General features: G+C 70.9%; 26 protein-coding genes. 25 read left to right on the plus strand and 1 reads right to left on the minus strand.

Annotated elements, in window-relative coordinates; translation table 11 throughout:
- The first annotated feature begins 112 nt into the window (after window positions 1–112).
- From AB0395_RS28825 to AB0395_RS28875, 11 genes are all read left to right on the plus strand, one after another.
- Window positions 113–976, plus strand: a complete 864-nt coding sequence (locus AB0395_RS28825; RefSeq protein WP_366286420.1) for an acyltransferase domain-containing protein — start codon at window positions 113–115, stop codon at window positions 974–976.
- Between the two features lie 149 nt (window positions 977–1,125).
- A complete protein-coding gene (locus AB0395_RS28830) occupies window positions 1,126–1,500 on the plus strand; it encodes a TcmI family type II polyketide cyclase (protein WP_366286258.1) in 375 nt (124 codons plus the stop codon).
- On the plus strand, window positions 1,497–2,252 hold the full coding sequence (locus AB0395_RS28835) for an SDR family oxidoreductase (RefSeq protein ID WP_366286261.1): 756 nt from the start codon (window positions 1,497–1,499) through the stop codon (window positions 2,250–2,252). Before AB0395_RS28830 ends, AB0395_RS28835 begins: the two co-directional genes overlap by 4 nt.
- Window positions 2,253–2,258: 6 nt before the next feature.
- On the plus strand, window positions 2,259–3,191 hold the full coding sequence (locus tag AB0395_RS28840; RefSeq protein ID WP_366286264.1) for an amidohydrolase family protein: 933 nt from the start codon (window positions 2,259–2,261) through the stop codon (window positions 3,189–3,191).
- Between the two features lie 115 nt (window positions 3,192–3,306).
- The gene (locus AB0395_RS28845) at window positions 3,307–4,044 is read left to right on the plus strand and encodes a 3-oxoacyl-ACP reductase family protein (protein WP_366286266.1); all 738 of its coding nucleotides are present in this window, start codon (window positions 3,307–3,309) and stop codon (window positions 4,042–4,044) included.
- Window positions 4,044–4,358, plus strand: coding sequence for an antibiotic biosynthesis monooxygenase family protein (locus tag AB0395_RS28850; protein WP_366286268.1), 315 nt, complete (start codon window positions 4,044–4,046; stop codon window positions 4,356–4,358). Before AB0395_RS28845 ends, AB0395_RS28850 begins: the two co-directional genes overlap by 1 nt.
- Window positions 4,355–4,672, plus strand: a complete 318-nt coding sequence (locus tag AB0395_RS28855) for an antibiotic biosynthesis monooxygenase (protein WP_366286270.1) — start codon at window positions 4,355–4,357, stop codon at window positions 4,670–4,672. Before AB0395_RS28850 ends, AB0395_RS28855 begins: the two co-directional genes overlap by 4 nt.
- Window positions 4,669–5,682: an NAD-dependent epimerase/dehydratase family protein gene (locus AB0395_RS28860; protein WP_366286272.1), complete on the plus strand. Its 1,014-nt coding sequence runs from the start codon at window positions 4,669–4,671 to the stop codon at window positions 5,680–5,682. The genes AB0395_RS28855 and AB0395_RS28860 overlap by 4 nt, the downstream gene beginning before the upstream one ends.
- A complete protein-coding gene (locus AB0395_RS28865; protein WP_366286275.1) occupies window positions 5,675–6,931 on the plus strand; it encodes an MFS transporter in 1,257 nt (418 codons plus the stop codon). The genes AB0395_RS28860 and AB0395_RS28865 overlap by 8 nt, the downstream gene beginning before the upstream one ends.
- A complete protein-coding gene (locus tag AB0395_RS28870) occupies window positions 6,928–8,214 on the plus strand; it encodes an FAD-dependent oxidoreductase (RefSeq protein ID WP_366286278.1) in 1,287 nt (428 codons plus the stop codon). Before AB0395_RS28865 ends, AB0395_RS28870 begins: the two co-directional genes overlap by 4 nt.
- Window positions 8,207–9,628, plus strand: a complete 1,422-nt coding sequence (locus tag AB0395_RS28875; protein ID WP_366286280.1) for a cation:proton antiporter — start codon at window positions 8,207–8,209, stop codon at window positions 9,626–9,628. The genes AB0395_RS28870 and AB0395_RS28875 overlap by 8 nt, the downstream gene beginning before the upstream one ends.
- 54 nt (window positions 9,629–9,682) lie before the next feature.
- Here the strand turns inward: AB0395_RS28875 and AB0395_RS28880 are convergent, their stop codons facing one another.
- Window positions 9,683–10,183, minus strand: a complete 501-nt coding sequence (locus tag AB0395_RS28880; RefSeq protein ID WP_366286282.1) for a flavin reductase family protein — start codon at window positions 10,181–10,183, stop codon at window positions 9,683–9,685.
- Between the two features lie 181 nt (window positions 10,184–10,364).
- On the opposite strand from AB0395_RS28880, the gene AB0395_RS28885 reads away from it, so the two are divergent.
- From AB0395_RS28885 to AB0395_RS28950, 14 genes are all read left to right on the plus strand, one after another.
- Window positions 10,365–11,543 (plus strand): glycosyltransferase, encoded by a 1,179-nt coding sequence (locus AB0395_RS28885; RefSeq protein WP_366286285.1) that lies wholly within the window; start codon window positions 10,365–10,367, stop codon window positions 11,541–11,543.
- 58 nt (window positions 11,544–11,601) lie between these two features.
- On the plus strand, window positions 11,602–11,943 hold the full coding sequence (locus AB0395_RS28890; protein WP_366286288.1) for a TcmI family type II polyketide cyclase: 342 nt from the start codon (window positions 11,602–11,604) through the stop codon (window positions 11,941–11,943).
- Window positions 11,940–13,640 (plus strand): acetyl-CoA carboxylase carboxyltransferase subunit alpha, encoded by a 1,701-nt coding sequence (locus tag AB0395_RS28895; protein ID WP_366286290.1) that lies wholly within the window; start codon window positions 11,940–11,942, stop codon window positions 13,638–13,640. Before AB0395_RS28890 ends, AB0395_RS28895 begins: the two co-directional genes overlap by 4 nt.
- Window positions 13,627–14,157, plus strand: a complete 531-nt coding sequence (accB, locus tag AB0395_RS28900; RefSeq protein ID WP_366286293.1) for an acetyl-CoA carboxylase biotin carboxyl carrier protein — start codon at window positions 13,627–13,629, stop codon at window positions 14,155–14,157. The genes AB0395_RS28895 and accB overlap by 14 nt, the downstream gene beginning before the upstream one ends.
- A gap of 18 nt (window positions 14,158–14,175) precedes the next feature.
- Window positions 14,176–15,543 (plus strand): acetyl-CoA carboxylase biotin carboxylase subunit, encoded by a 1,368-nt coding sequence (locus tag AB0395_RS28905; RefSeq protein WP_366286296.1) that lies wholly within the window; start codon window positions 14,176–14,178, stop codon window positions 15,541–15,543.
- Window positions 15,540–16,034: a hypothetical protein gene (locus AB0395_RS28910; RefSeq protein WP_366286298.1), complete on the plus strand. Its 495-nt coding sequence runs from the start codon at window positions 15,540–15,542 to the stop codon at window positions 16,032–16,034. The genes AB0395_RS28905 and AB0395_RS28910 overlap by 4 nt, the downstream gene beginning before the upstream one ends.
- A 105-nt stretch (window positions 16,035–16,139) precedes the next feature.
- A complete protein-coding gene (locus tag AB0395_RS28915; RefSeq protein WP_366286299.1) occupies window positions 16,140–17,786 on the plus strand; it encodes a tryptophan 7-halogenase in 1,647 nt (548 codons plus the stop codon).
- A gap of 95 nt (window positions 17,787–17,881) precedes the next feature.
- Window positions 17,882–18,136 (plus strand): acyl carrier protein, encoded by a 255-nt coding sequence (locus AB0395_RS28920; protein ID WP_366286301.1) that lies wholly within the window; start codon window positions 17,882–17,884, stop codon window positions 18,134–18,136.
- Window positions 18,137–18,144: 8 nt separating this feature from the next.
- Window positions 18,145–18,990, plus strand: coding sequence for a cupin domain-containing protein (locus tag AB0395_RS28925; RefSeq protein WP_366286304.1), 846 nt, complete (start codon window positions 18,145–18,147; stop codon window positions 18,988–18,990).
- Window positions 18,987–20,255 carry a beta-ketoacyl-[acyl-carrier-protein] synthase family protein gene (locus AB0395_RS28930; protein ID WP_366286306.1) on the plus strand — a complete coding sequence of 423 codons (1,269 nt, stop codon included), beginning with the start codon at window positions 18,987–18,989 and terminating at the stop codon, window positions 20,253–20,255. Before AB0395_RS28925 ends, AB0395_RS28930 begins: the two co-directional genes overlap by 4 nt.
- Entirely contained in the window at window positions 20,256–21,524 is a 1,269-nt protein-coding gene (locus tag AB0395_RS28935) for a beta-ketoacyl synthase N-terminal-like domain-containing protein (RefSeq protein WP_366286309.1), read from the plus strand.
- A 12-nt stretch (window positions 21,525–21,536) separates the two neighbouring features.
- A complete protein-coding gene (locus tag AB0395_RS28940) occupies window positions 21,537–22,649 on the plus strand; it encodes a Glu/Leu/Phe/Val dehydrogenase dimerization domain-containing protein (protein WP_366286312.1) in 1,113 nt (370 codons plus the stop codon).
- A gap of 12 nt (window positions 22,650–22,661) precedes the next feature.
- Window positions 22,662–23,183, plus strand: a complete 522-nt coding sequence (locus tag AB0395_RS28945) for a DUF1772 domain-containing protein (protein WP_366286315.1) — start codon at window positions 22,662–22,664, stop codon at window positions 23,181–23,183.
- Window positions 23,184–23,215: 32 nt separating this feature from the next.
- Entirely contained in the window at window positions 23,216–24,559 is a 1,344-nt protein-coding gene (locus AB0395_RS28950; protein ID WP_366286316.1) for a UDP-glucose/GDP-mannose dehydrogenase family protein, read from the plus strand.
- Window positions 24,560–24,743: the final 184 nt, after the last annotated feature.

The raw sequence follows: 24,743 nt of genomic DNA on the forward strand, positions 1-24,743 counted from the left end.
GGTCGGCGACGATCGACAGGCCCCTGCGGTCGTCCATCTGCCGTAGCGCGAGGAACCCGACGGCGACCGCGAGCAGCGCGCCGATCAGCACCCGGAGCGTGGCCAGCCGCTGCTGTTCGCGCTGGGTCACGCGCTGGGCCGTACCGTCATGAGTTGGGGAGTCCAGCCGTCCGCGCTGATCGGACACAGCGTCGGAGAGCTCGCCGCCGCCGCGCTGTCCTCGGTGATCGGGGTGGCGAGCGCGGCCTCGCTGCTGGCGGCCCGCGCCGCCGCCTACCGTGACGCCGCGCCGGGCGGGCTGCTCGCCGTCGCCGCGCCCGCGGAGCGGCTGGCGGAGTTCCTCGGCGACGAGGTGTGCGTCGGAGTCGTCAACAGTCCCGTCCAGACCATGCTGGCCGGGCCCGAGCACGCGCTGACGGAGGTGACCCGCACTCTGAAGAAGGCCGGGTACACCGCCATTCGCGCCCGCATCCCGCTGCCGTTCCACTCTCCCGTGCTCGCCCCGCTGGCCGAGGTCTCCGAGACGGCCCTGGCGCGGATCCCGCTGCGACCGCCCCGCATCGAGCTGTACTCCACGATCACCGCCCGGCGGCTGCGACCAGAGGAGGCCGTCGATCCGGCCTTCTGGGCCTCGCAGGTGTGCAAGCCCGTGCTGTTCGGCCCGGCGCTCGACGCGTTGCTGGCCGACCAGGACGTCCTGCTCGTCGAGGCGGGCCCGAGCAGGGCGCTGACGAACCTGGCGCGGCGCCATCCGGCCGTCGTCGAGGGCCGCAGCGCGGTGACCGCCATGCTGCCGCCCAAGCTGGGCGCCGAGGGCGCGGACCGCCGCGCGGTGCTGGAAACCGCGGCGGCGATCTGGCTTGAGGGGCACCCGCTGGACTGGGCCGCGGTGTCCGTTCGGGGGGAGGCTTCCCCCGAGCGGGGGAGGACGAGAGCGGTTCCGCCGGTGGGCGACAGCCTGATCGCCCGCAAATAGTGTTTCGAACAGGAGCCAGGACGCAATTTCGCGAAATCCGGCCGCCATCGGGAGCCGGAATTCCAAGAAATGATTCCGCCGGCTATTCCGTGTAACCACCGGCCATCCGGCTCCGTGAATTTCCGTCCCTTTTAAGAGGAGGAAGAGTCATGCAGCGCTATGCCGTGACGTTCCGGGTGCGCCCCGGAACCGAGGACGCCGTCGCCCAGCTTCTGGCGAGCTACGACCCGCCGAACCCGGAGATCGACGCGGAAACCCGCCTGCTCAGCACCTCGGTGTTCATGAAGGACCAGCAGATCGTGCGGATGATCGAGTTCGAGGGGGATTTCCGAAAGATCATGGCGCACCTTTCCCAGGACCCGAGCATCCAGTACGTCGAGCGCGAGCTGGACAAGTACCTGATCGAGGAGGACCGGCGGGACATGTCGAATCCGCAGGGCGCACGGGAGTTCTTCGCGCGGGCGCTCATGCGGACCGTGACCACCCGCGTTCCCGAGGGCTACGGCGCGGTGAAGCAGTCATGAGCGACTCCAGGGTATTCCTCGTCACCGGCCCGACCGGCGCCATGGGCGGCACCGTGGCCACCACGCTCGCCGCGTCCGGGCACCGCCTGGTGCTGGCCGCCAGGAACGAGACCAAACTCAAGGAGATCGCCGACCTGGTGTCGCCGGCCGACCAGGTCGCCACCGTCGTCGCCGACACCTCCGAGCCGCTGCAGGCCCGGCGCGCGGTGTCCGAGACCCTCGACCGGTTCGGCCGCATCGACGGCCTGATCCACCTCGTCGGCGGATTCCACGTCGGGCCGGTCGTGCTGACCGATCTCGACGCCTACCTCCGCATGTTCCAGGCCAACATGCTGTCTGCGGTCTCGGCCACGCAGGCGGTGCTGCCGCAGCTCGACAACGGCGGCCACCTGATCTACCTGAGCTCGGTGCTGGCGAGCGAGCCCTTCCCCGGGTTCGGCGCGTACGCGGCGAGCAAGGCGGCGCTCCAGGCATGGGCGAAGTCCCTGGCCCACGAGGTGAAGGGCCGCGGCGTGCACGCGCACACCGTGGTGATGACGATGGCCGACACCGAGGAGGCCCGTGCACAGCGGCCGCACGTGAACTTCGAGCACGCGACCAAGCCCAAGGCCGTCGCCGACGTCATCGACTTCCTGGTCAGCCCGGCCGCCGACGGCATGTACGGTGCGTCGGTTCCGGTTCTCGGCAAGTTCGAGTTCAGCACCGCCCTGATGGCGGGCCCGCCCGGCGCGCCGCAGCTCAACCGGCTGTGAGCCCCGATGACCATCGACATCCACGGGCATCTCAGCCCGCCCGGTGAGAAGGGCGGCGGGCCGCCGAGCCTGCGTGACCCGCGGGCCGTGATCGAGCGCAAGCGGAAGCTGGGCATCGAGCTCACCGTGATCGGCAGCCCGGTCGGGGCCGGCGTCATGCTTCCGCTGCCGGACGTCGACAACTACCGGCAGACCGCGGATCAGGTGCGGGCGCACAACGAGGAGATGGCCGGTCTCGTCGACCTGTATCCGGACGCGTTGCGCACCTACGCCTACCTCGACCCGTTCGGCGACGAGCGGATGCTGTCGCAGGCGCGGGACCTGCTCGGCGACTGGCGGTTCGTCGGTCTGGTGGTCAACTCCAGCATCAACGACGAGTACCTGAGCTCGCCGCGGGCCGAGCAGTTCTTCGCCATGGCCGACGAGCTGGCGGTCCCGGTGCTCGTGCACCCGCCGGCCCGCCCGGTCGGGGCCGCCAGTCTCGGCGACTTCGGCATGGTCGAGCACGTCGGGCGGTTCAACGACGTCACCGCAGGGCTGGCCGCCATCCTGCGGGCCGGGGTGCTCGAGCGCTACCCGAACCTGGTGCTGGTCGCCGCCGCGGGCGGGGGAGCGATCGCCCAGCTCGCGGAGAAGCTCGACCTGGCGGCCACGCCGCGGGAGGGGGGCGAGCCGCCGTACCGGCCGAGTGAGGGCCTGCGCCGCGTCTACGTCGACACCTCCTGCCCGAGCGCGCAGAACCTCGCGGCGAACCTCGCCGTGCTGGGCGCCGACCATGTCCTCTTCGGCACCGACGCGCCGCCGTTGATGGAGGCGCTGGAACCGATCGTGGACCTGGTGGCCAAGGCCGGGCTCGACCCGGCCGACCTGGATCGCGTCACCCGGCGCAACGCCGTCGAGCTGTACGGCCTCGAGCCGACGCTCGCGCCGGCCTCGTGAGCCGGGACCGGAGTCCTCGACAGCAGCGACGAACAGCCGGTGCGTCACCGGCGAGCCGTACCGCCCTGAGCCGGCGTCCGCACCGGCGTCGTGACCTGAGATCGGAGTCTTTGGCATGAGCAGTGATCTGAAGGGTAAGCGCGTGCTCGTCACGGGCGGCACGCGCGGAATCGGCCGCGCCATCGTGCTGGCCTTCGCGGCCGGTGGCGCGACGGTGCACACCTGTGGCCGTACCGAGGGCGAGGCGGCCGCGGCGCTGCGGGCCGACCTCGCCGGGTACGGCGGCGACCACGCGGTGCACGCCGCCGACGTCGCCGTCCCCGCCCAGTGCCGGTTGCTGGTCGCGGCCGCGACCGAGGCGCTCGGCGGCATCGACGTCCTCGTCAACAACGCGGGCGTGGTCAGCCACCACACCCTGGACGACCTCGACGGCGACGAGTGGAGCCGGGTCATCGACACCAACCTGCGCGGCACCTTCGAGGTGACCAAGGCGGCCCTGCCGTCGATGGGCGAGGGCGGTTCGATCATCAACATCGCCTCGGCGGTCGCGATGATCGGCATGGTGGCGCGCACCCACTACACCGCCTCGAAGGCGGCCATCTACGGCTTCACCCGGTCGCTCTGCAAGGAGGCCGGACCGCGTGGAATCCGGGCGAACGTGGTCGCGCCGGGCATCATCGAGACCGACCAGGCGGCCGGCCTGACCGGCGACGTGCGCAAGCGGTACGAGGCGCTGGCGGCCCTGGGCAGGCTGGGCACGCCGGAGGACGTCGCCGACGTGGTCGTGTTCCTGGCAGGCGACGCCGCCCGGTTCGTCTCCGGCCAGACGATCGTCGTCGACGGCGGCATCTGATGGCAGGGAGCACGGTACGCGCCGTGCTGACCATGACCGTGCGGCCGGAGTCGGCCGACGCGTTCGAGAAGGAATGGGCCGTCGTCGCCACCTGGGCGCAGCGGCAGGAGGGCTGCCTGCGCCAGGCCCTGTGCCGGGACACCGGTTCCGAGGAGGTCACCTACGTGATCACCTCGGACTGGGCCGACCGCGACACCTACAAACGCTTCGAGACGAGCGAGCGGCAGGACGGCATCACCGCCGGGCTGCGCGGGCTGCGTACCAGCGTCCGCATGGAAGTGCTTGACATCATCGATCACAGGGGAGAGTCGTGAGCGTCTACGTCACGGTTTCAGCACGCATCAAGCCCGGCACGTCCGCCGAGTTCGAGCGCGCCTTCGAGGAGGTCCGCGCCAAGGTCAGCGGAACGCCCGGCCACCTCGGCGAGCAGCTGCTGCGCCACAGCGAGGACGGCGAGAAGTACACCCTGCTCGGTCACTGGGAGAGCGCGGAGAAGTTCCTCAGCTGGGAGGACGCGCCGATCCACCGGGAGACCACCGTCCCGCTGCGTCCTTTCTGGGCGGGGCCGGTCGAGCGCGTGATCCACGAGATCGCCGTCGACCGCGCGACGGTTGAGGCGCGGCCGTGACCTCGGTTCCGAGACGGACGACGGTCCCGGCCGAGCGCCGGGCCGTCGTCACGGGCGCCGCCGGGTTCATCGGCTCACACCTGTGTGAGGCGCTGCTGCAGGAGGGCTGGCTGGTCACCGGAATCGACCACCTCAGGGGGCACCCCGCCGACGTGGCCGCCCACAACCTGGAGACGTTGCGCCCCGATCCCCGCTTCCTGCTCGTCCGCGCCGACCTCGCCACCGCCGAGCTGGACTCGCTCCTCGACGGGGCGGACACGGTGTTCCACCTGGCCGCGAGGCCGGGGGTGCGGTCCTCGTGGGGTGAGGAGTTCAGCGAGTACGTCGACAGCAACGTGCTGGGCGCCCACCGGCTGCTGGACGCGGCCGGCCGGGCCGGGGTCAGGCGCGTCGTGGTCTCCTCCTCGTCCAGCGTGTACGGCGGCGCGGAGGACGGCGCGACCCCGGAGACCAGGCTGCCGACGCCGCTGTCGCCGTACGGCGCGACGAAGCTGCTGACCGAGCACCTGGGACTGGCGCATGCCAGCCGCCCCGGAGCGCGAACCAGCGTGGTGGCCCTTCGGTACTTCACCGTGTACGGCCCCAGGCAGCGCACGGACATGGCCATCGCCCGCATGATCGACTCCGCGCTGACGGGCAGCCCGATCACCGTGTACGGCGATGGCCTGCAGCGCCGCGACTTCACCTTCGTCTCCGACGCGGTGCGGGCGAACCTGCTCGCCGCCCAGGCGGAAACGCAGGCCGCCGCGGTCAACGTCGGCACCGGCAGGACGGTCACCGTGCTGGAGCTCATCGACCTCGTCGGGGAGATCGTGGGACGGCCCGTCGTGTACGAGCACTCGGCGGCGCGCGACGGGGACGCCCGGTCGACACACGCGGACCTGACCGCCGCGGTGAAGCTGCTCGGTTACCAGCCACTGGTCGATCTGCGCACCGGTATCGAGCGCCAGGTCGCCTGGAGGCGTTCGCTCGCCGCAGACATCCGGGAACCACAGCCGGTCGGTGGGTGAGGCCGTGCTTCCCGTACTGCGCAACGGCAACTACCGGAAGTGGCTGATCGGCCTGTCCGTGGCGAACGTCGGCACCTGGATGCAGCGGATCGCCCAGGACTGGCTGGTGCTTCAGCTCACCGACGGGTCGGGCGTCGCACTGGGGTCCGTCACCGGTGTGCAGTTCCTACCGATCCTGCTGGTCGGACCGGTCGGCGGGGTTCTCGCCGACCGGTTCCCCCGGCGTCACCTGCTGCTGGTGACCCAGATCGTGGTCGGCCTGTGCGGATTGACGCTGGGCGCGCTGGTCCTCGGCGGAGGCGTCCAGACCTGGCACGTGTACGCGCTCGCGCTGCTGCTCGGCGTGGCGAACGCGGTGTTCCAGCCGACCGTGCAGTCGTTCGTCCTGGAACTGGTCACCCGGGAGGAGGTGCCCAGCGTCGTCGGCCTGTCGGGCGGCTCTTTCCATGCCGCCCGGCTAATCGGCCCCGGGGTCGCCGGGGCGCTGATCGCCGTCGCCGGCACCGGGCCGGTGTTCCTGATCGCCGCCACCACGGTGATCTTCCCCATCGTGGCGCTGCTGCGGATGGACCGGGAACAGCTCCACGAGGTTCCGACCGAACGTGGCGGAGGCCTGTCGATGCTCGTCGGCGGGCTCCGCTACGCGTGGCGGGAGCCGCAGATCCGGGTGGTCCTCGGTGTCACCGCCTTCGTCGGGACGTTCGCCGCGAACTCACCGGTCACCAACGCGCTCATGGCCACCCAGGAGTTCGGCCGGGGCGCGCGGGAGTTCGGCCTGCTGGGCTCCGTGCTCGCCGTCGGCTCGCTGGCCGGCGCCGCGCTGGCGGCCCGCAGGAAGTCGGTTTCGTGGAAGTTCGTCGCGGCGAGCGCCGTCGCGTTCGGCGTGGTGAACATGCTGTCCGGCTTCATGCCCGGTTACGTGGCCTTCGCGGTGGCCCTCGTACCGGTCGGACTCACTCAGCTCACCTTCATCACCGCGTCCAACGCCAGCCTGCAACTCGGCGCCGCGCCCGAGATGCGCGGGCGGGTGATGGCGCTGTTCATGGTGCTCACCATGGGCACGACTCCGATCGGCGCCCCGCTGATCGGCTGGATCGCGCAAGTCTGGGGGGCGCGGACCGCGCTCGTCCTGAGCAACCTCGTCGCGCTGCTCGGCATCGGCGTCGTGCTGGCGCTGCACAGGATCACCGCGCCGCCCCCACCGGCTTCGGAAGCAGACAACCTGGAGACCAGGGTGGAGGCGAAATGAGCGGCGACGACACCGAGGAGACCCAGTGCGTGATCGCCGGTGGCGGGCCCGCCGGGGCGATGCTCGGCTGGCTGCTGGCCCGCGCAGGCGTGCGCGTGGTGGTCCTGGAGAAGCACGGGGACTTCCGCCGTGACTTCCGGGGGGACACCGTGCACTCGTCGACCATGCAGATCATGGACGATCTGGGCGTCGGCGAGGAGTTCCTCGCCATTCCGCATCAGCGCGAGTCGTCGGTGCTCGCGGTGACCGACGACGGGGAGATGAGCCTGGCCGACTTCTCCTCACTACGCATCAAGTATCCGTTCATCGCGTACATGCCCCAATGGGACCTCCTCGACTTCGTCGCGTCGCAGGCGCGCCGGTACCCCGGCTTCCGGATGGAGCTGAACGCGCGGGCGACCGGGCTGATCGAGGAGAACGGCCGGATCGCCGGGGTGCGGTACGTCAAGGACGGCCGCGAGCGGGAGCTGCGCGCCTCGCTCACGGTCGCGGCGGACGGGCGGCATTCCGTGCTGCGGCGGGACGCCGACCTTCCCGTGCGCGCCTTCGGCACTCCGATGGACCTGCTGTGGTTCCGGCTGACCAGGAAGGACAGCGATCCGGCCCGTACGTTCGCGCGGCTCAGCCGGGGCAGCATGGTCGCGATGATCCACCGGGGCGACTACTGGCAGGCCGCGTACGTCATCCCCAAGGGAACCGCGCGGGAGTGGTCCGACGCCGCCGGGCTCGGCCAGTTCCGGCAGCGGCTCGAGGAGCTCATCCCGTGGCTCGACGGCCGTACCGGCGAGATCGTGTCCTGGGACGATGTGCACGAGCTTGACGTGCGGCTCGACCGGGCCGAACGGTGGCACCGGGACGGCTTTCTCGCGATCGGCGACGCGGCGCACGCGATGTCCGTCGTGGGCGGGGTCGGCATCAACCTCGCGGTGCAGGACGCCGTGGCCGCGGCGCGGATCCTCGCCCCGGCCCTGCTGCGCGGCCGGGTGAGCGAGCGGCTGCTCGCCAAGGTACAGAAACGCAGGTCGCTGCCGACCACGCTGACCCAGCGGCTTCAGCGAACCATCCAGGACCGGTTCCTGACCTCGTTGCTGGCGGGCGAGACGGCAGGCAGGCCACCGGCGTTCCTGCGGGCACTGTTCAGCTTCGGCCCGCTCCAGCGGGCCAAGGCGCGGATCGTCGCGGTCGGTTTCCGGCCGGAACGCGCGACCGGGCTGATCGTGGCCGGAGGGGCCAGGGGGACCGGAGGGGCCGGAGGAGCTGGAGGGGAGGGGGACGGTGGCTGACGCGCGGGTCGCGGGGGCCCGGTCCAGGCCGGGCCGTCCCATCCTCGTGTACCTGGGACTGGTGATCCTGCCGGTCGCGGGTGCCGTACTGCTGCTGCGATCCCAGCCCGCGGGACCGGCCTTCGCCGCGGTCCCGCACACGGCGGCGGGGCCGGACCCGTTCCCCAAGCTGCTGGTCGCGCTGCCGGTGATCCTGCTGGTCTCCAAGGTGTGCGCGGAGCTGTCGGCCAGGGTCGCGCAGCCGCGCGTGATCGGCGAGATCTTCGCGGGGGTCCTGCTGGGGCCCTCGCTGCTCGGGCTCGTCTGGCCGGCCGGCTACGGCTGGTTGTTCCCGCCCTACCTGGCGCCGACGCTGAACATCCTGGCGCAGGTCGGGCTCGTGCTCTTCATGTTCCTCGTCGGCTACGAGCTCGACGCCGGGCTGTTGCGCGGCCGGCGCACGGTGGCGCTCACGGTCAGCCAGGTGAGTATCGCGCTGCCGTTCGCCAGTGGTGTCCTCCTGGCGATCGCGATGTTCCGGTCGCTGTCGGTTCCCGGGGTCTCGCTGCCGACCTTCGCGCTCTTCCTGGCGGTGTCCATGAGCGTCACCGCGTTCCCGGTGCTGGCACGCATACTGGTCGACCGGGGGCTGGACCGTACGCCGCTCGGCTCCCTGTCGCTGGCGTGTGCCGCGATGGACGACATCGCCGCGTGGTGCCTGCTGGCCGTCGTGGTGGCCACCGCCACGAGCTCCTCACTCGGCGGGGTCGCCGTCACCCTGGTGCTGCTCCTCGCGTTCGTGGCGCTGATGTTCTTCGTCGTACGGCCGTTGCTGGCGAGACTGGCGAGGGCGGGCGTCCAGCAGGGCGTCCTGCTGCCGGTCCTGCTCTCCGCGGTGCTGCTGTCGGCGCTGGCCACCCAGGAGATCGGGGTTCACGCGATCTTCGGCGCGTTCCTCCTCGGTGTGGTGACCCCGCGTGACACCGAGAACGTGACGCGTGCGATGGCGCCGGTCCGCACCTTCACCATGACCATGCTGTTGCCGCTGTTCTTCGTCTACACCGGGCTGCGCACCAAGTTCACCCTGCTGGGGACGGACATGCGGCTGTGGGGCTGGTGCCTGCTCGTCATCGTGGTCGCGGTGATCGGCAAGGGCGTCGGCAGCACCGTCGCGGCGCGCGTGGCCGGGATCGACTGGCGGGAGTCGCTGTCGCTCGGCGCACTGATGAACTGCCGGGGGCTCACCGAACTGGTCGTCCTCAACGTCGGCCTCGACCTCGGGGTGATCAGCCCGACGGTCTTCGCGATCCTGGTGGTGATGACGCTGGTGTCGACCGTGATGACGGCGCCCGCGCTCAGCCTGATCGAGAGATGGGTGCCGCCGGCCTCCGGCGGCGTGGACATCGAGAGGCGGACGCCGGTGGCCGCCAGGTGACGTCGAAGGGCCTGGGGGAGACCCCAGGCCCCTCGACGTCCGCGGGGGAGGGCGTCAGGCCAGTTCCCGGTAACCGCCCGCGTGGAACAGCAGCGGCCGGCCGGGGGAGAGCGGATGCGCGGCGACGACGCGGCCGAGCACGATGTCGTGGTCCCCGGTTGGCAGCAGCTGGTGCGTCAGACACTCCAGGACCGCGTGCGCCCCGCCGAGCACCGGCGAGCGGGTGACGCCGGGCCGCCAGCGCACCGAGCCGAAGCGGTCGTATCCCGGGCTCGCGAACTGCTTGGACAGCGCCTCCTGGCCCTCCGCCAGCACGTTCACCGAGAAGGTCGTGGCGGCGGAGAAGACCTCGTACAACTGCGACTGGTGCCGGACGCAGAACAGCACGACCGGCGGGTTCAGGGAGACCGAGCAGAACGAGTTGACCGTCATCCCGACCGGTCCTCGCGCGGTGGTCGTGGCGACGACCGCGACGCCCGTGGCGAACTTGCCGAGCACCTCGCGGAGATGACCTGCGTCCACCGCCGAATCGAGGTCGAAAACGTCAGTTGTCATAAGCCGAGGCTAACTGGAATGTATCCGCCGGTCCTCCTCCCGGAATTGGATTTTGATTTCTCATCCTATTAGTGGAGGAGTTCGTCCCCGGGTGCCGGACAGGGCGGATGCCGCAGGCGGATGTGAATGGCTCGCGGGCTGCCTAGGCTCATCGATGAATCCGAAAAATCATGGGGGTGAGATGCGAATTCTCTTCACCTGCGTACCCGGGACCGCGCATTTCCATGCGATGGTGCCGCTGGTCCAGGCCGCGCGTGCGGCGGGGCACGAGGTGGCGGTGGCGACGGCCGAGACGTTCGGAGCCGCCTTCACCCGCGAGGGCATCCGGCTGCTGCCCTCGGGGAAGGACTGGTCCCAGTCCGACCCGGCGTCGCTGCCCAGTTTCCACGAGCGCAAGGGCCCGCAGATCGTCGCCTTCGCGGAGGTCGCCGGCATGGGCATGGTCGACGACCTGCTCGAGCACGCCCGCCGGTTCGAGCCCGACGTGATCGTGTGGGATGCCATGGAGTTCGGCGGATGGATCGCGGCCGAGCTGCTCGGGATACCGCAGGCCGCCGCCGCGTCGGCGATGGGCACCCCCAGGCCGATCATGCGGGCCATGGCGGGTGACGCGCTCGCCGCGCTGACGAGCAAGTACGGCCTGCCGGACGACCCGGAGCTGCGCCGGATGTTCAGCCACCTCTACCTCCACCGCAAGCCCCGCACGCTGGACCTGCCCTACGGTGAGAAGCTGGCGGAGGAGTTCCGCTACCGGCCCGCGATGTTCGACGGTCCGACGCCCCCGGCGCCGGACTGGGTGCCGGGACCGGCGGACCATCCGCTGGTGCACCTGTCGCTGGGCACGACCTTCGTCGGTACGCCCGCCGCCCGCGCGGTGCACCGGGCCGTGCTCACCGCGCTCGCGGACGAGCCGGTGCGGCTCGTGGTCTCCATCGGCCGCTCCGCCGACCCGGCGGAGTACGGCACCCCGCCGCCGAACGCGCTGCTCGTCCCCTACGTCGACCACAGCACGCTGCTGCCGCACTGCGCGGCCTTCATCAGCCACGGCAGCTTCAGCTCGATCCTCGTCGCCATCGCCGGTGGGGTGCCGCTGTGCTTCCTGCCGATGGGCGCCGACCAGCCGGTGGTGAGCATGCACCTGGCCAACCTCGGGCTCGGCGTCAACCTCGCAAATGTGCACCACCCGCCCGCGCCGTCGCTGGACGCGCTCGCGCTGGAACCGGAGGCCGTACGGCGGGCCGTCCGCAGGGTGATCGACGAGCCCGGGTACGCCGGGGCGGTCTCCTCCGTGCGCGACGACTTTCGCAGGCTGCCCGGACTGCCCGCTGTCATCGACCGGTTGGAGCGGCTCGCCGGCTGAGCGGGTCTCTTCTCCGCTCCGACACCACGAAAACGCAACCATTCTCTGGGGAGAACCCATGTCAGATCGCGCTCTCATCGTCGCCCGGACAAAGCCGGAGAACACAGCTGACATCGCGCGCCTGTTCGCCGAGTCGGACTCCGGTGAGCTTCCCGGCCTGCTCGGCGTGCGGCGCAGGCACCTGTTCGGCTACCGGGACCTGTACTTCCACTACGTGGAGTTCGAGGGCGATCACCGGTCGGCCCTGCGCGCCGCCGCGGGACGGGACGACTTCATCGAGCTGAGCCGCCAGTTGCGCCCGCTCGTCGACCCGTACGACCCGGCCATCTGGAAGAGCCCCGCCGACGCGCTGGCCGTCGAGTTCTACTCCTGGACTCCGGACGGCGGGGTGAGCCGATGACCACGGTGGTCGAACCGGCCGTCGTGATCCCTGCCGACGAGCCGAAATGGGCCAAGTGTCGCGGTTGCGGAAAACCGAACTACCTGCCGCGGCTCCGTCGTGACCACGGTGTCTGCCGTGAGTGCGGGCACCACGGCCGCCTCACCGCCCGCGAGCGCCTGGATCTCCTGCTGGACAAGGGCTCGTTCACCCAGGCCCCGACCCGCTACCGCAGCCTGGACGTGCTCGGCTTCCGCGACTCCCGGCCCTACGACGAGCGGCTGCGCACCTCCCGTGAGCGGACCGGTCTCGACGACGCCGTGATCCACGGCACCGGAGAGATCGCGGGCCGTCCCGTCGTGGTCGCCGTCATGGACTTCGGGTTCATGGGCGGCAGCATGGGGGCCGCCGTTGGCGAGGCCGTGACCGCCGCCGCCGAGACCGCGCTCGGCAAGGGCGTCCCGCTGCTGGTCGTCACCGCCTCCGGCGGGGCCCGCATGCAGGAGGGCGCGATCTCCCTGATGCAGATGGCCAAAACCAGCCAGGCGTTCGCCCGGCTGCGCAGCCAGGGCGTGCCGAGCATCTGCCTGCTGACCGACCCCACGTACGGCGGCGTCACCGCGTCGTTCGCCACGCTCGGGGACATCCTCATCGCCGAGTCCGGGGCGGCGATCGGCTTCGCGGGCCCCGAGGTGATCGCGAAGGCGACCGGCAAGCGGCTTCCCGACGGGTTCCAGCGCGCCGAGTACCTGCTGGAACACGGCATGCTCGACCGCGTCGAACCGCGCGCCGGGGTGCGGGCCCTGCTCGGCAGGCTGCTGGCCCTGCTGGCGGGCGACGGTGCGCCGGGCGACGTGGCGGAGGGGACCGGCGTGGTGACCGACCCGGACGCCGTCCCGGCCAAGCCCGCCTGGGACGCCGTCCGTACCGCCCGTGACCTGAGCCGGCCGACCACCGTGGACTACATCGGCATGATCTGCGGTGACTTCGTCGAGCTGCACGGCGACCGGCTGTACGCCGACGACCCGTCCGTGGTCGGCGGCCTGGCCAGCATCGGCGGCAGGACCGTGATGGTGATCGGCCACCAGAAGGGCCACGACACCCAGGAACTGGTCCGTCGCAACTTCGGCATGCCGCAGCCCGAGGGCTACCGCAAGTCTCTGCGCCTGATGCGGCTGGCCGACCGGCTCGGCATCCCGGTGGTCACCCTGGTCGACACCCAGGGCGCCTACCCGGGACTCGGCGCGGAGGAACGCGGCCAGGCGTGGGCGATCGCCGACTCGATCCTCGGCATGGCCGAGCTCGGCGTGCCGGTGGTCTCCGTGATCATCGGAGAGGGAGGAAGCGGCGGCGCGCTCGCGCTGGCCACCGCCGAGCGGGTGTTCATGCTGGAGAACTCCTGCTATTCCGTGATCAGTCCGGAGAGCTGCTCGACGATCCTGTTCGGCGACCCCTCACACGCGGCGCCGGTCGCCGAGTCGCTGCGGCTGACCGCGCCCGCGCTGCTGTGGCTGGGCGTCGTGGACGCCGTACTGCCCGAGCCGTCCGGCGGTGCGCAGGCGGCGCCGGCCGAGATGGCCGCGACGCTGTACCGCGCGATCACCGAGGTGCTGGACGAGCAGCGGCTCATGTCCCCGGCCGAGCTGCGCGAGCAGCGGTTCGAACGATTCCGGCAGATCGGGATGCCATGGACAGGTGCGGGCGATGAGGATGACTGAGCGGATCACCGCCAACGGCGGCACACTGACGACGAACACGCCGCAGGAGACGACTCCCGCGGCTGAGGAGCAGCGGCTCCGGCTGATCCGCGAGGAGATCAGCAGGCTCGTCCGCGACCTGCCCGGCCCGCTCACCGCGGTGACCGCCAAGATCGGGGACTCTCAGCTGGAGATCGTCTGGGCGCCGCCGCAGGCCGCGGCGTCCCGGGAGATCGTCTGGACCGAGGCGGCCGCCCCGGCCGCTCCGGCCGCGCCACCGGTCGAGGAGACGGCCAAGGCGGTCACGGCGCCGCTCGTCGGCACCTTCTACCGGGCCCCGGAGCCGGGCTCGCGCCCGTTCGTCGAGGTCGGCGACCGGATCGGGGCCGGGCAGACGATCGGGATCGTCGAGGCGATGAAGCTGATGAACCACGTCGTCTCCGACTGGGCCGGCGTGGTGACCGAGATCCTGGCCGACGACGCCACCGCGGTCGAGTTCGGCCAGCCACTGATCCGGGTCGAACCGGACGAGTCCTGAACCGGAGCTGGGGGTGACATGTTCCGTAAGATCCTGATCGCCAACCGGGGCGAGATCGCGCTGCGCGTTGCCCGCGCCTGCCGGGAGCTGGGCGTGCCCAGCGTCGCCGTCTACTCGACCGCCGACTCGCGGTCCGCCGCGGTCCGGTACGCGGACGAGACCGTTCACATCGGGCCGCCGCCGGTCAAGCAGAGCTACCTCAACATCCCCAACATCATCGAGGCGGCGCTGAAGTGCGGGGCCGACGCGATCCACCCGGGCTACGGGTTCCTGTCCGAGGACGCCGACTTCGCCGAGATCTGCCGGGACAACGGCATCACCTTCATCGGCCCGACGCCTGAGGTGATGCACCGGATCGCCGACAAGGCGACGGTCCGCGGGCTGATGGCCGACGCGGGACTCCCCGTGCTGCCGGGGTCCGACGGCTCGGTCGGCACCGCCGCGGAGGCCAGGGAGATCGCCGCGGAGATCGGCTTCCCGCTGGTGGTCAAGGCCGCGGCCGGCGGCGGCGGCCGGGGCATCGCGGTGGTGCGAGAGGCGGCGGACCTGTCCGCGGTCTTCCGCGAGACCAGGGCGACGGCGCAGGCCCTGTTCGGGGATCCGAGCGTCTACCTGGAGCGCTACCTCCCCTCGGCGGCCCACGTCGAGGCGCAGATCCTGTGCGACGGGTACGGCACCGCGCTGCACCTGGGCGAGCGCGACTGCTCCCTGCAGCGGCGCAAGCAGAAGCTGGTCGAGGAGACGCCGTCGCCGAGACTGTCCGAACACCAGCGGGCCTGGCTCGGCGAGTACGCCGTGACCGCCGCCCGCGCCGTGGACTACCTCGGCGCGGGGACGGTGGAGTTCCTGGCCGACGAGGAGGGCCGGCTGACCTTCATGGAGATCAACGGCCGCATCCAGGTCGAGCACCCGGCGACCGAGATGGCCACCGGTGTGGACATCGTGACCGAGCAGATCCGGGTCGCCGCCGGGGAACGGCTCTCCTGGACCCAGCAGGATGTCACGGTGCGCGGCGTCGCGATCGAGTGCCGGGTGAACGCGGAGGACCCGGTGCGGGGCTTCCGACCGACCCCGGGGCCGCTGACGGTGTTCCGTCCGCCCGCAGGGCCGTTCACCCGGGTGGACTCCGGGTTCGCCGAGGGCGACACCGTCGCCGCCCACTACGACTCCCTGCTGGCCAAGGTGATCGTGTGGGCGCCGACGCGCAAGGAGGCGATCGCCAGGCTCACCCGCGCGCTGGAGGAGTTCCAGGTGGGCAGCGAGCAGGTGGCCACCACCATCCCGCTCGTCCGTGAGCTGCTGGCCCAGCCCGCGTTCCTGGCCGGCAGGCACTCGACCGTGTTCGTGGACGAGTTCCTCGCGGCCAGGGCGGAGCCGCCGGCGTGAGCAGTCCAGAACGGACCTGGCCGGTTCCGGTTCACCGCGGCGGCGGCGTCGTCGTGGTCGTCCTGCCCCTGCGTGGCCGGTGCGACGGTACGGTACGGGCCGCGGCGGCGTACGCCATGGCGGCGGAGAGCCGCCTGACGTTCGCCCTGATCATGCCGCAGCCGGACCTGGCGAGCGCGTCCCTGATGGCCCTGCCGTACACGGAGCTGTGGTTCGACTACGAGCTGGAGATGACCACCGAGCTGTCGGAGCTGCTGTTCGAGATGGACGTCCGATGGTCCATGGTCCCGGTGTACCACCCGCCGAGGGACATGCTGTCGCTGGTCCGGGCCGTGGACGCGGACGTCGTGCTGGTCCACGACTGCGGCAGGACCGGCCGTCTGTCGCTGGAGCGGTGGAGGACCAGGCGGATGGCCGCCCTGCTGGCCGATAACACCGACGCCGTGGTGCACCTGGTCTGCGCCCCTTGGAATGAGCCTCTCGTCCCGTAGGACCGGTGGTTCTGGTCCTGAAGACCACCCCGCATTTCAGGCCGGCGGTGGAAGAAAGTCACCGCCGCCTGACCGTAGTTTCTTTCTCGTGAACAGGGAGGGCCGATGTCCGGTCAATCTGGAAAGTACGGCACCGAATTCGATGTGATCATTCTGGGGTCGGGAATCGCCGGGTCGACGCTCGGTGCGATTCTCGCCAGAAACGGGGCGTCGGTGTTGCTGATCGACGCCGCGACCCATCCGCGCTTCGCGGTCGGCGAGTCGACCACCCCGCACACCCTGGTCCTCTTCAAGCTCCTGGCCCGCCGGTACGGGGTGCCCGAGCTGGAGATGCTCACCTCCTACGAGAGCTGCCTGGAGGAGATCGGCACGTCCAACGGCATCAAGCGGCACTTCGGGTTCATGGTCCATCACGAGGGCCAGGAGCCCAACCCGCTTGAGGTGAACCAGTTCAACGCGCCGGCCAAGCTCAACCAGTCGAGCCACCTGTTCCGGCAGGACAGCGACGCCTACCTGTTCTACGCGGCGGTGCGGTACGGCTGCGCGGCCCGTCAGGGCTACCGGGTGACCGACGTCGAGCTGGGCGAGGACCAGGTCACCGTCGTCGGGCAGGACGGCAGGCGCTACACCGGGCGCTACCTGGTCGACGCCAGCGGCTTCCGCTCGCCGCTGGCCCAGAAGCTCGCGCTGCGGGAGCAGCCCGCCCGGTTCAAGCACCACTCCCGGTCGCTGTTCACCCACATGGTCGGGGTGAAGACCACCGACGAGTGCCTGCGCATTCCGCTGGAGGAGATGCCCCCGGTGCCGTGGTTCCAGGGGACCATGCACCACATGTTCACCAGGGGATGGTTCTGGGTCATCCCCTTCAACAACGAGCCGCGTTCCCGCAACCAGCTCGTCAGCGTCGGGCTCACCTTCGACGAGCGGCTCTACCCGAAGGACCCCGACCTCACTCCGGGCGAGGAGTTCGCGCGCCACGCCGCCAGGTTCCCGGCCGTCGAGCGGATCTTCACCGATGCCAGGGCCGTACGGGAATGGGTTTCGACCGACCGGCTGCAGTACTCGTCGTCGCGGACGGTCGGGCACCGCTGGTGTCTCATGTCGCACGCCGCCGGTTTCCTCGACCCGCTCTTCTCCCGCGGAATCTCCAACACCGCGGAGGTCATCAACTCGCTTTCCTGGCGGCTGCTCGCGGCGCTCAAGGACGACGACTTCTCCGAGGAGCGGTTCGGCTTCGTCGAGAAGTTGGAGCAGGGTCTCCTCGACTTCAACGACAACATGGTGAACAGCTCGTTCGTCTCCTTCGACAACTATGAGCTGTGGAACGCCGTGTACCGGGTGTGGGCGTACGGCGGTGTGCCGGGCAACCTGCGCCTTGAGCGGCTCATCGACACGTTCGAGCAGACCCGCGACGACAGCGTGTTCTCCGCGATGGAGGACGTGCCGAACGTCGGCCTGTGGTGGCCGGACCAGGCCGATTACCGCGAGCTGTTCGACCACATGGTCCGGTTGTGCGACCAGGTGGACGCGGGCACGCTCGACGCCGCGACGGCGGGCCGCGAGCTCATGGGGCGCATCGCCGGCGCCGAGTTCGTCGCGCCCAGCTTCGGCTTCCGGGAGCGGGACACGCGGTTCATCACCCCGACCAAGCAGATGCTCAAAGACATGATGGGGTGGATCGCCACCGAGGCCCCGCAGGACATGCGCTACCTCGCGGAAGGCATGACCTTCGGCCCGCCCGGGGGCCGCTGAGCCAGGCGGCCGGGACGGCGTCCCCGCAGCCCATGAACCTCACCGTTTCCACCACTCCGACCGATCTCATGATTCCGGCAAAAGGAGAAACACTAATGACCTCCCCTGTTTCCGACCACGACCTGATCAACCTGCTCCTGGCGGTCGGCGCCGAACGCGACATCACCGCCGCGGACTTCGACCAGACCTTCGAGGACCTGGGACTGGACTCGCTCGCGCGCGCCGAGTTCGCCGCCAAGCTGCAGGAGCGCACCGGGGTTGACGCCGAGGAGCAGACCACCGCGGATGTCACCCCCAACGCCATTCGGCAAATCGTCCTGGCTGAGACCTCCGCCACGGCTGGGCGGTGAGCGCGCCGATGCCCGCACACACCTCGAACGAGATCGTCGTCGACGCCCCGATCGACTTCGTCTGGGCCGTCACCAACGATGTCCGCTCCTGGCCCAACCTGTTCACCGAGTACGCCGCGACCGAGGTGCTGGAGGAGTCTCCGGAGTCGGTCACCTTCCGGCTGACGATGCACCCCGACGAGAAGGGCAACGTCTGGTCCTGGGTCTCGCTGCGCGAGCTCGACCGCGCCAACTGGACCGTACGGGCCCGGCGGGTCGAGACCGGGTTCTTCGAGTACATGAACCTGCGCTGGGAGTACGAGCAGGTCGAGGAGGAGCGCACCAGGATGCGCTGGGAGCAGGACTTCACCATGAAGCCGCAGGCGCCGATCGACGACGAGGGCATGCGCGAGCGGCTCGACCGCAACACGGTCATCCAGATGAAGGCCGTCAAGGAGGCGGTCGAGGCCCGGCGTTCCCGGGTGGTCGGCGTCAACGACGTGCCGGCCAACCGCAGGCGCGGCGCGGACCTGCGCACGCTGCTGTCCCCGGCGACCGTCGGCACCGGATGCGGGTTCTCGGGGACCGTCCTGCTTGAGCCCGGTGAGGTGATCACCGAGCACTACCACCCGTACTCCGAGGAGTTCATCCACGTGGTCCAGGGCGAGCTGCGGGTCGACCTCGGCGAGCAGCGCCAGACGGTGCGCGCCGACCAGGCGGTGTTCGTGCCCAAGAACGCCCGGCACCGCATCGTCAACGAGTCGGACGCCCCGGTGCGGGTGGTCTTCTTCCTCAGCCCGCTCGCGCCGCGGCCCGACCTCGGTCACGTGGACACCGAGACGCTGGCCGAGTGGCAGGCGGGAGCCACGGTATGAGCCCTGCGAGAAGGGTCGTCGTCACCGGGATCGGCGCTGTCGCTCCCGGTGGCAACACCCGCGAGGACTTCTGGGCCAGGATCATCAGCGGGAGGCCCGCCACCCGGAGGGTGACGTTCTTCGACGCCTCCGAGTACCGCTCACAGGTCGCCGCCGAGGCCGACTTCGACCCCGTCGTAGCCGGACTGACGCCACAGGAGATCCGCCGCAACGACAGGTACGGGCAGTTCGCGCTCGTGGCGAGCACGGAGGCGCTCGCGGACGCGGGCCTGGACGCCACCGCGAGGGACGGCGACCGCGTCGGGGTCTCCCTCGGCAGCGCGGTCGGCGCCACCATGCGGCTGGAGGAGGAGTACGTCGTGCTGAGCGACCACGGGCGCCGGTGGGAGGTGGACGGACGGTACGCGATGCCCTTCATGTACTCGGTCTTCGTGCCGTCGGCCATCGCCACCGAGGTCGCGATCAAGCACGGGGCGCACGGTCCCGCGGCGGTCGTCTCGACCGGCTGCACCTCGGGGATCGACGCCATCGGGCTCGCCGCCCAGCAGATCGAGCAGGGGGACGCCGATGTGATGATCTGCGGCGGCTCCGAGTCGCCGATCTCCCCGATCTCCTACGCCTGCTTCGACGCGATCCGTGCGACGAGCCCCCGTAACGACGACCCCGAGGGCGCCTCCCGCCCCTTCGACGCGGAGCGGCAGGGCTTCGTGATGGGCGAGGGCTGCGCGGTGCTCGTGCTCGAGGAACTCGAGCACGCCCGCCGCAGGGGCGCCCGCGTCTACTGCGAGGTCACCGGATACGCCAACCACGCCAACGCCTACCACATGACCGGCCTGCACCCCGACGGCGTCGAGCTGAGCCGGGCCATCGACGAGGCGATGGCGCAGGCCCGGGTCAACCCGGACGACATCGGGTACATCAACGCGCACGGCTCGGGCACCAAGCAGAACGACCGGCACGAGACGGGCGCGTTCAAGCGGAGCCTGAACGGGGCGGCCCGCCGGATCCCGATCAGCTCGATCAAGTCGATGATCGGGCACTCACTCGGCGCGATCGGCGCGCTGGAGATGGCCGCCTGCGCGCTGGTCATCGACCGCGACGCGATCCCGCCGACGGCCAACCTCACCATCCGCGACCCCGAGTGCGACCTCGACTACACGCCGCTGGTCGCCCGCGAGGCGCACGTCGACCACGTGCTGTCCGTGGGCAGCGGGTTCGGCGGGTTCCAGTCCGCGATGGTCTTCTCCCGGCTGAAGGAGCTGTGAATGCCGATCAGTGCCATCGGTGACGAATCGCGTCGTGCGGTGATCACCGGAATCGGGGTGGTCGCGCCGACCGGGATCGGCGTGGGCGAGCACTGGAAGACGAGCCTGGCCGGACAGTGCCGGATCTCCCCGTTCACCCGTTATCCGGACACCTCACCGATCCGGCTTGCCGGCCAGGTCGAGGGCTTCGACGCGGCCGAGCACATCAGCAACAAGTTCCTCGTGCAGACCGACCGCTGGAGCTGGTTCGCGCTCGCGGCGGCGGGCCTCGCGCTCACGGACTCGGAGCTGGACCTGGCCGCCATGGACCCCTACTCGGTGTCCGTGGTGACCGCGAGCGCCTCCGGCGGCAACGAGTTCGGCCAGCGGGAGATCGAGGCGTTGTGGTCGCGGCACCCGTCCGCGGTCAGCGCCTACCAGTCCATCGCGTGGTTCTACGCGGCCAGCACCGGGCAGATCTCCATCCGGCACGGGCTGAAGGGCAGCTGCGGCGTCGTCGTCGCCGACGCCGCGGGTGGCCTCGACGTCGTCGCCCAGGCGCGCAGGAACATCGAGCGCGGCGGTACCGCGGTCGTGGTCGGCGGCACCGAGGCGCCGCTGACGCCGTACGCGCTGGTGTGCCAGAACGACCTGGGCAAGTTCAGCACGACGGACGACCCGACTCGTGGCTACCGCCCGTTCGACCCGGCCAGCGCCGGTTACGTTCCCGGCGAGGGCGGCGCGGTGCTGGTGGTCGAGGAGATCGCGGCCGCGAGGGCCCGCTCCGCCTCCGTCTACGCGGAGGTGCTCGGGCACGCGGCCACCCACGACGCGCACCACTACCACGACCCCGCCCCGGACGGCCGCCAGCTGGCCAGGGCGATGTCCGAGGCGATCCGGCGGTCGGGGCTGACCCCCGATGACATCGACGTGGTCTTCGCGGACGCCGCGGCCGACCCGTCGGCCGACGCCGCCGAGGTGCGCGCCCTGCAAGAGGTGTTCGGCGACCGCGCGGGCGAGGTGCCGGTCACCGCGCCCAAGACCATGGTCGGCAGGCTCTACTCCGGCGGCCCGCCCCTGGACGTGGCGTGGGCCGCGCTGGCGCTGGCCAACGGCATCGTGCCCCCGACCGTGAATCTCGATCCTGCGTCGGCCGGGCACGGCCTGAACTTCGTGGTCGAACCGGTACGGCCGGCCCGCCTGCGCACGGCGCTGGTCGTCGCACGCGGCGTCGGCGGCTTCAACAGCGCGCTGGTTCTCGCCGGCCCTGGCGGCCCCAAGGAGTTGTGAGGAGAGACATCCATGGCTGAAGTGATGACGGTGCCATTGCCGGACCTCGGCGCCGAGAGGGTGTTCGACCGGCGGAGCGGCCACGAGCAGGTGGTGTTCTGCCAGGACGAGAGCAGCGGGCTGCGGGCGATCATCGCGATCTACTCGACGGCTCTCGGCCCCGCGCTCGGCGGGACCCGGTTCTATCCCTATCCGAACGAGGACGCCGCGCTCACCGACGTGCTCCGGCTGTCCAGGGCGATGGCGTACAAGAGCGCCGCCGCGGGCCTGGACCTGGGCGGTGGCAAGGCGGTCATCATCGGCGACCCGGCGCGGCTGAAGTCGGAGTCACTGCTGCGCGCGTACGGCAGGTTCGTCGAGTCGCTGGGCGGCCGGTACGTGACCGCGTGCGACATCGGCACGACCGCGGAGGACATGGACCTGGTGGCCCGTGAGTCGCGGCACGTCACCGGGCGCAGCCGTGCCACGGGCGGGGCCGGAGACTCCTCCGAGCTCACGTCGTACGGCGTGCTCCAGGCGATGCTGGCCGCGGCCGAACACGCCTGGGGCGAGCCGAACCTGGCGGGCAGGCGGGTCGGCGTCGAGGGCGTCGGCAAGGTGGGCGGCCGGCTGGTCGGCCATCTCGTCGAGGCCGGGGCCTCGGTGGTGCTCTCCGACCCGAACCCCGTCGCGGTGAACGCCGTACTGGCGAGGTACCCGCAGGTGGAGGTCGTGGCCGACGAGCACGTGTTGCGCCGCGAGGACATGGACGTCTACGCCCCGTGCGCGCTGGGCGGGTGCCTCGACGAGACGACCGTCCCCGAGCTGCGCGCCGGGATCGTCTGTGGCGGCGCGAACAACCAGCTCGCCGCCGACCGGGTGCAGAAGCTCCTGTCGGACCGCGGGATCCTGTACGTCCCCGACTACGTGGCCAACGCGGGCGGGCTGATCCAGGTCGCCGACGAGATCGGCGGTTTCCAGTTCGACAGGGCGAAGGCCAGGGTGGCCGGGATCTTCGACACCACACGGGCGATCCTGAGCGGCGCCGCGGCTGAGGGTGGCACCCCGGCCGCCGCGGCCGACCGGCTCGCCGAGCGGCGCATGTCCGAGATCGGTGCCCTGCGGTTGATCCATCTCACCTCATGAGGGGAACCGACGATGTGGAGCTCGCTGCTCACCTTCCTCGGCCTGCTGGGCAGTGGTATCCAGGCCGGCGCGCTGCTCATGGTGCTCTACGGGGTCTGCCCGACCTTCCGGCAACTGCCCGTTCCTGAATGGATGCGGCTGCACGTCTCGCTCGATCGCAGCATCGAGCGGTACATGCCCGCGATCAACATCATCACCGGCGGGGCGACGCTCATCCTGCTGTTCATGCCACAGGACGGCGTGGTGCGCATGCTGCGCGTGCTCGCGCTGATGCACAACATCGCACTGGCACTGATGTCCGAACTGGTCAATGTGCGCATCAACAAGGCGATCGCGCGTCGGGTCGCCGTCCTCGCGGGCGACGTGCCGCCGTCAGGTGACTCCGGCTCCGTGATGACCGTCGTGGACGGCGAGGACACCGACCAGCTGATCGCGGCGCGTGAGCGCTGGATCCGCTGGCACCAGTGGCGGACGCTCGACATCGTGCTCGGCTTCGTGCTGTCCATAGTCGCCGTGCTGCTCGCCGCCAACTGAGTTCGCGTGGACTTCACAATGAGGAGACGTTGGTGAGGATCACCGTCATCGGGTGCGGCTATCTCGGCGCAACCCACGCCACGTGCATGGCCGACCTCGGGCACGAGGTGCTCGGCCTGGACACCGATTCCGAGAAGGTCGCGGCGCTGGCGGAGGGCAGGCTGCCCTTCTTCGAGCCCGGCCTCGCGCCGATGCTGGACCGCAACATCCGCGCCGGGCGGCTGCGGTTCACCGACTCCTACGCCGAGGCGGCCGAGTTCGGGGAACTGCACTTCCTGGCCGTCGGCACCCCGCAGCACCCCGACGGCCGGGCCGATCTGCGGCAACTCGAATCGGCCGTGTCCAGCCTCGCCCCCCATCTGCGGCGGCCGTGCGTGCTGGTCGGCAAGTCGACGGTGCCGGTCGGCACCTCGGCGCTGCTGACCGGCCTGATACGCGACCTGGCCCCGGCGGGTGAGGAGGCCGTGCTCGCGTGGAGCCCGGAGTTCCTCAGGGAGGGCCACGCGGTCGAGGACACCCTGCGCCCCGACCGGCTGGTCTTCGGGCGGGCCGACGGCGACGAGCGGTCGGTGGCCGCGCTGCGCGAGGTGTACGTGCGGCTCATCGCGGACGGCATCCCCGTCGTGGAGACCGACCTGGCCACCGCGGAGCTCATCAAGACCGCGGCGAACTCCTTCCTGGCCACCAAGATCTCCTTCATCAACGCCATGGCGGAGGTCTGTGAGGCGGCGGGCGCCGACGTCTGGCAACTGGCGGACGCGCTCGCGTACGACTCGCGCATCGGCGGGCAGTTCCTGCGGCCCGGCCTCGGCTTCGGCGGCGGCTGCCTGCCGAAGGACATCAGGGCCTTCGTGGCCCGCGCGAACGAGCTCGGCGCCGGGCGGGCGCTGGCCTTCCTGCGCGAGGTCGACGGTATCAACGACCGCCGCCGCGCGCGCACGGTCGAGCTGGCCGAACGGGCCTGCGGCGTGACGGCGGTCGGGCGCAGGATCGGGGTGTGGGGCGCGGCGTTCAAGCCGGGCACCGACGACATCCGTGACTCCCCGGCACTGGCCGTCGCGGTGGCGCTGCACAGGAAGGGCGCCGACGTCGTCGTCTACGACCCGCGCGCCATGGACAACGCCAGGAAGGCGTTCCCCGAGCTGGAGTACGCGGACTCGGCGGCCGCGGCGGCCGACAGCGTGGACGTGCTGCTGCACCTGACCGAATGGGAGGAGTTCGCCCACGTGGATCCGGGCGACCTCATCGGGCGGGTACGGGCGCCGAGGCTGGTCGACGGCCGCTCCGGTCTCGACCTGGACCGCTGGCGCAGCGCGGGCTGGACCTGTGACGTGCTCGGCTGGGGCAGGCCGGTGAGGCCGGGGGGTGATGTGTAGGAACACCATGGCGAGCAACTCACGGGTTCGGCCGACGGCGGGTCATGGGCCACCGGCGGCCGAGTACCCGGCGATGTGCGTCCGGCCGAGTGAGCGCGGGGAAGAGGCGCAAGGGCGCCTGGCCGGACGAGGCCGCGGAAGGAGCGGTTGCGCGGTTCGGCTGATGACATGGGCAAGGGATGAC

Origin of the sequence: Streptosporangium sp. NPDC051023 (genome assembly GCF_040689595.1) — a bacterium.
In the GTDB taxonomy this organism is placed as follows: Bacteria; Actinomycetota; Actinomycetes; order Streptosporangiales; family Streptosporangiaceae; genus Streptosporangium.